This is a genomic window from Streptomyces sp. YS-3 (assembly GCF_045257485.1).
Taxonomy (GTDB): domain Bacteria; phylum Actinomycetota; class Actinomycetes; order Streptomycetales; family Streptomycetaceae; genus Streptomyces.
Genome location: NZ_JBJHPC010000529.1, coordinates 1 through 4,976, shown reverse-complemented (window position 1 = coordinate 4,976; position 4,976 = coordinate 1). Strand labels below are relative to the sequence as shown.

Below are 4,976 nucleotides of genomic sequence, written 5' to 3'. Positions count from 1 at the left end.
CCCCAACAACGACCCCAACGGGAACCCGAACGGCAACCCCAACGGCAACCCCGTCCCGGACCCCAACGCGGATCCCAACCGCAGGCCCAACGCGCTTCCCGGCGATCCGAACAACGCGAACAACGCGAACAACGCGAACAACGCCGCCGACGGCGACCAGTAGGAGCTGATCCAGATGCGTATCAACAGGGTCATCCTCTCGTCCGCCCTGATCGTCGTCGCCCTCGTCGTCCAGGTGAGCGTCCTGGCCCGCCTCCAGCTGCCCGGCGCCGTCCCGGACCTGGTGCTGCTCACCGTCCTCGGCCTCGCCCTCGTCTACGGTCACCTCGGCGGCGCCTTCGTCGGCTTCGCCGCCGGGCTGCTCTCCGACCTCGCCCCGCCCGCCGACCACGCCGCCGGGCGCTACGCGCTGGTCCTGTGCCTGGTCGGCTACGCGGCGGGGCTCGCCAAGCCCGACCACGGCCGGCTGCGCTCGGCCACCGGCCCCATGCTCGTGGTGGTCTGCGCGGCCATCGGCTCCACCCTGCTCTACGCGGGCGTGGGCGCCCTCGTCGGCGACACCGCGGCCCGCCATGTCGGCCTGGTGAACCTGCTGTTCACGGCCGCCGTCTACGACCTGCTGCTCGCCCCGTTCACCGTGCCGCTCATCATGGCGCTCGCCAGACGGGCCGAGAACGACCCGCTGGCCGAGGCGTCGGGGGGCGCCGGCGCCAACGGCGCGAGCATCTCCTCCGGCTGGCTCTCCGGCGGCACCGGGCTGCGGATCGGTGAGCGCAAGGGCGGCCTGCGGGTGAAGGCCGCCCGCAACCGCGCGGCCCGGGCCGGCCGCATCAAGGGCGTCAAGCGACTGTGAACGAGGGGGCCACCGCGTGAGCAACATCCCCGAGACGGGACGCACCCCCCGGGTGCAGATCCGGCTCGTCATCATCCAGGTCCTCGTCTTCTCCCTGCTCCTCACCCTCGGCGGACGCCTCTGGTACCTCCAGATCCGCAACGGGCAGGAGTACGAGGACGAGGCCAAGAACAACCATGTGCAGCAGGTCGTGCAGCCCGCGGTGCGCGGGGCGATCCTGGACGCGCGCGGGGTGCCGCTGGCGGACAACGAGACCCGGCTGGTGGTCTCCGCGTCCCGTACCGACCTGACGAAGATGCCCGACAAGGGCAAGGCCGTGCTGACCCGGCTGGCCGCCGTCCTCGGTATGAAGCCGCAGGACGTCATGGACAAGGTGCGGCTGTGCGACGCCAAGACGCCCAAGCCCTGCTGGAACGGCTCGCCGTACCAGCCGATCCCGGTCACCGACAAGGCCACCACCCAGCAGGCCCTCCAGATCCGTGAGCGCTCCGAGGACTTCCCCGGCATCACCGCCGACCCCACCGCGGTGCGCCGCTACACCTCGCCCGGCAAGGCCAACACCGCGCAGGTGCTCGGCTACCTCTCGCCGGTCACCGACGAGGAGATCATCAAGGCGAAGGACACCGACTCGCCGTATCTGCGCTCGGACATGGTGGGCCGCTCGGGCCTGGAGCGCACCTACGACAAGCAGCTGCGCGGCAAGGCGGGCGTGACCCGCTACGAGGTGGACAACCTCGGCCGTGTCATCGGGCAGGCGCAGAGCGACAAGGCCGAGCCGGGCTCGAACATCGTCACGTCGATAGACGCCCGGGTGCAGGCCGTCGCGGAGTACGAGCTCAACCACGCCATGACCGAGGCCCGCAAGGAGTTCGACAAGAACACCAACGAGAACTACAAGGCCGACGCGGGCGCGGTCGTCGTGATGGAGGCGAAGACCGGCCGGGTCGTCGCCATGGCCTCGCTGCCCAACTACGACCCGAACGCCTGGGTCGGCGGCATCTCCGCCAAGGACTACCAGGCGCTCACCGGCAAGGACTCCAACTACCCGCTGCTCAACCGCGCCATCCAGGGCCAGGCCGCGCCCGGCTCCATCTTCAAGGTGGTCTCCTCGGCCGCCGCGGTCCGCGCCGGGTACGCGTTCAACAACACCTACCCCTGCCCGAGTTCGTACTCGGTCGGCGGCCAGGTCTTCAAGAACTTCGAGTCCCAGGGCCACGGCAACATCACCATCGGCCAGGCCCTGGAGGTCTCCTGCGACACCGTCTACTACGGTCTCGCGCACGACCAGTGGCTCAAGGACGGCGGCATGAAGCCGAAGAAGGACGCCGCCGACTGGTTCTACAAGACCGCCCACGACTTCGGCCTCGGCTCCAAGACCGGTATCGACCTGCCCAGCGAGGTCCCAGGCCGGGTCCCCGACCGCCAGTGGAAGCAGCGGTTCTGGGAGGCCAACAAGGACGCCTGGTGCAAGCACGGCAAGAAGGACGGCGACTACGTCCAGAAGATCGAGTACGAGAACTGCCTCGAAGGCAACCTCATGCGCGCCGGTGACTCGGTCAACTACTCCATCGGCCAGGGCGACACCCTCGTCACCCCCATCCAGATGGCGACGATCTACTCGGCGATCTCCAACGGCGGCACCCTCTACGACCCCACCGTCGGCAAGGCCGTGATCAGCGCCGACGGCAAGTCCGTCAAGCAGATCACGCCCAAGGCGCACGGCAAGCTGCCGATGACCCGGGCGACCCGCGACGACATAGACGAAGCCCTCGCGGGAGTCGCCACCCGCGGTACGGCCGCCTGGCGGTTCGGCGGCTGGCCGCAGAAGCAGATCCCGATGCACGCCAAGACCGGTACCGCCGAGGTCTACGGCAAGCAGACGACCTCGTGGTTCGCCACGTACACCAAGGACTACTCGATCGTCATGACGATCTCCCAGGGTGGTACGGGCTCGGGCGCGTCCGGCCCCGCCGTGCGCAACATCTACGACGCGATCTACGGACTCGACGACGCGGGCAACCAGGACCTCAAGCGCGCCCTGCTGCCCCAGCCGCAGCAGGCCCTGCCCAGGATCCAGGCCGACGGCTCCATCGACGCGCCGAAGGTCGAGCCGTACGACCCGGACTCGCAGAAGGTCCCCGAGAAGAAGCCCGGTGAGCAGCAGCTCGCCGCGGCCAACACCGACAACCGGGGCGGCGGACGGGGGCGCAGGGACTGATGGCCGGCTTCTCCGTCCAGCGGTACGCGCCCGAGCGCTCCGCCTTCGCCAAGCTCACCGCGCGCGACTCGGTGCTGCGCCGGCTCGACTGGTGGCTGCTGCTCTCCGCGCTCGCGCTGTCCTTCATCGGCTCGCTGCTGGTGTGGTCCGCGACCCGCAACCGCACCCAGCTCAACCAGGGCGACCCGTACTACTTCCTGATCCGGCACGCCATGAACACCGGCATCGGGTTCGGGCTGATGATCGGCACCATCTGGCTGGGCCACCGCACCCTGCGGGGCGCGGTGCCGGTGCTGTACGGGATCTCGGTGGTGCTGATCCTCGCCGTGCTGACCCCGCTGGGCGCGACCGTCAACGGCGCGCACGCCTGGATCATCATCGGCGGCGGCTTCTCGCTCCAGCCCTCCGAATTCACCAAGATCACCATCATTCTGGGGATGGCGATGATACTGGCGTCGCGCGTCGACGCCGGGGACACCCCGCACCCCGACCACCGCACGGTGCTCAAGTCCCTGGGCATCGCCGCGCTGCCCATCCTGATCATCATGATGATGCCGGACCTCGGGTCGGTCATGGTCATCGTGATCATCATCCTGGGCGTGCTGCTCGCCTCCGGAGCCTCCAACCGCTGGGTGCTCGGCCTGATAGGGGCGGGCGTGGCGGGGGCGATCGCGGTCGCGGCGCTCGGGCTGCTCGACGAGTACCAGATCAACCGCTTCGCGGCCTTCGCCAACCCCAGCCTCGACCCGGCCGGCGTCGGCTACAACACCAACCAGGCCCGGATCGCCATCGGCTCCGGCGGACTGACCGGCACCGGCCTGTTCAAGGGCAGCCAGACCACCGGCCAGTTCGTCCCCGAGCAGCAGACCGACTTCGTCTTCACCGTCGCGGGCGAGGAGCTCGGCTTCGTCGGCGCGGGCCTGATCCTCGTCCTGCTCGGCGTGGTCCTGTGGCGCGCCTGCCGCATCGCGCGCGAGACGACCGAGCTGTACGGCACGGTCGTGGCCGCCGGGATCATCGCCTGGTTCGGCTTCCAGTCCTTCGAGAACATCGGGATGACCCTCGGCATCATGCCGGTGGCGGGCCTGCCGCTGCCCTTCGTGTCGTACGGAGGATCGTCGATGTTCGCGGTCTGGGTCGCGATCGGACTGCTCCAGTCGATCAGGGTGCAGCGGCCGATAACGGCATAGGACCGCCCGCGAGGCACCGGACCGGCCGTCATGGCCGGTCCGGTGCCTGTTTGAGACTCCGTTTCGCGTCTAGATTCAGTTCATGGCGGAGACGAAGCGCGAGATCGAGCGGAAGTACGAAGCCACCGGCGACGACCTGCGGCTTCCCGGCCTCACCGGGGTCACGGGAGTCGCGCGCGTCATCGACGGGGGCGTGGCCGAGCTGGACGCCGTCTACTACGACACCCAGGACCTGCGCCTGGCGGCCGACTCCCTCACCCTGCGCCGCAGAACGGGCGGCGCGGACGCGGGCTGGCACCTGAAGTTCCCGGTCGCCACCGGCATCCGCGACGAGATCCGCGCCCCCCTCTCCCCGGACGTCCCGCGCGCCCTGGCCGCACTCCTGCGCTCCCGCGTCCGCGACCGCCGGCTGGACCCCGTCGTCCGGCTCGTCTCCTCCCGCGACCTGCGCCATCTGCTCGACGCGGACGGGACACCGCTCGCCGAGGTGAGCGTCGACTCCGTGCGGGCCGTGCGCCTCGGCCCCGGACGCGCGGGCGCCACCGCCCACTGGACCGAGGTCGAGGTGGAGCTCGCCGACGACGCCGACCCCGCCCTCCTCGACCGCGTCGAGAAACGGCTCCTCAAGGCGGGCCTGCGCCCGGCACGCAGCGCCTCCAAGCTGGCCCGCGCCCTCACGGAGACCGCCCCGGCCGTACCGGACCTCCCCGCACCC

Annotated in this window: 4 protein-coding genes; all 4 read left to right on the top strand. The window is 70.2% G+C overall.

The features are described from left to right. Positions 1 to 175: 175 nt before the first annotated feature. On the top strand, positions 176 to 853 hold the full coding sequence (gene mreD, locus ACJA3G_RS29895; RefSeq protein WP_406556165.1) for a rod shape-determining protein MreD: 678 nt from the start codon (positions 176 to 178) through the stop codon (positions 851 to 853). A 16-nt stretch (positions 854 to 869) separates the two neighbouring features. Further along, complete coding sequence (gene mrdA / locus ACJA3G_RS29890) at positions 870 to 3,071, top strand: penicillin-binding protein 2 (protein WP_406556164.1); 2,202 nt, start codon at positions 870 to 872, stop codon at positions 3,069 to 3,071. Beyond that, on the top strand, positions 3,071 to 4,261 hold the full coding sequence (gene rodA / locus ACJA3G_RS29885) for a rod shape-determining protein RodA (protein WP_406556163.1): 1,191 nt from the start codon (positions 3,071 to 3,073) through the stop codon (positions 4,259 to 4,261). The genes mrdA and rodA overlap by 1 nt, the downstream gene beginning before the upstream one ends. Before the next feature lie 82 nt (positions 4,262 to 4,343). Next, positions 4,344 to 4,976, top strand: a 633-nt coding sequence (locus ACJA3G_RS29880) for a CYTH domain-containing protein (RefSeq protein WP_406556162.1), incomplete at its 3' end; no start/stop codon positions are given.

Coding starts and splice junctions, on each gene's coding strand:
- mreD (WP_406556165.1), top strand. CDS start 176: ATGCGTATCAACAGGGTCATCCTCTCGTCCGCCCTGATCGTCGTCGCC.
- rodA (WP_406556163.1), top strand. CDS start 3,071: ATGGCCGGCTTCTCCGTCCAGCGGTACGCGCCCGAGCGCTCCGCCTTC.